We start from the raw sequence: 1144 nt of genomic DNA on the forward strand, positions 1-1144 counted from the left end.
CCTAAGTACAGGACAAAAACTTGCAAAGCTTGAGTAGAAGAGGGTTTCATGAGAATTACCACATTCGTCCATGAAACCCTCATGAATCAGGTTACTCTACTTCGAGATGCGTTGCGTCCCCATCTAGCTTGGCACGGAGCAAGATTGAGCTTTGTCGCTGCCTTCCTCATTGCCCTGTTGCGAGTAAAAACCGTGAACTTTGCTGAGTTGGCGACAGGCTTTTGTGGCAAGGCTCAAATTGATTCCCACTACAAACGATTGCAACGATTCTTCCGCTCCTACGAACTCAATTACACCGAAATTGCTCAAACGGTTGTTGCGCTCATGGACATTCCAGAGCCATGGACGTTGTCGTTAGACCGAACCGAGTGGCAATTCGGGGAATGCGTCTTCAACATTCTGATGTTGGGTGTCGTGCATGAGGGTGTTGCGTTTCCGCTGGTCTGGTGTCTACTCGATAAGCGAGGAAATTCCAACAGTAATGAACGCATGCGGTTATTCAATCAGTTTCTAGAACGATTTGGGGAACGGGAAATTACGTGTCTGACGGCTGACCGAGAGTTCGTTGGCAAAGACTGGTTCGCTTATCTGCTGAGCGAACCTCTGACTCCGTTTCGGATTCGCATTCGAGAGAATCATCAACTCAGTCGGGGTCGAGTCAGTCTCAAAGTCGCGATTGCGTTTGCGGATTTAGCGGTGGGGCAAACCAAGGTTTTGCGTCACAAACGACGCTTATGGGGACACTGGGTCTATATTGCAGCTTTGCGCTTAGAGGATAATTCGCTTTTGGTGGTTGCGACCCAAAGCGCCCCTCAATCTGCCATCACCGATTACGCCAAACGCTGGTCGATTGAAACATTATTCGGCATCTTCAAAACCCGTGGGTTCTGCCTAGAATCAACTCATCTAACCGATGGGATGCGACTGAGCAAGCTTTTGGCGTTACTCTCATTGGCCTTGTGCTGGGTCATTCTTACTGGTGAATGGCTTCATAGCATCAAGCCGTTGACTCTCAAAAAGCATGGACGTAGAGCCAAGAGTATTTTCCGTTATGGCTTTGACTATCTTCGCCACATTGTCCTCAGCTTAGAGCAGAAAATGAATGATTTTCGGGATGTTCTACAATTTTTGTCCTGTACTTAGA

Annotated in this window: 1 protein-coding gene; it reads left to right on the forward strand. The window is 47.9% G+C overall.

Features of this window, described 5'->3' with window-relative positions; all coding sequences use genetic code 11:
- Positions 1–81: 81 nt before the first annotated feature.
- Entirely contained in the window at positions 82–1143 is a 1062-nt protein-coding gene (locus ACQ4M4_RS28705) for an IS4 family transposase (protein WP_430687887.1), read from the forward strand.
- Position 1144 lies beyond the last annotated feature (1 nt).

The organism is Leptolyngbya sp. AN02str (assembly GCF_050565595.1).
Lineage (GTDB): Bacteria > Cyanobacteriota > Cyanobacteriia > Elainellales > Elainellaceae > Kaiparowitsia.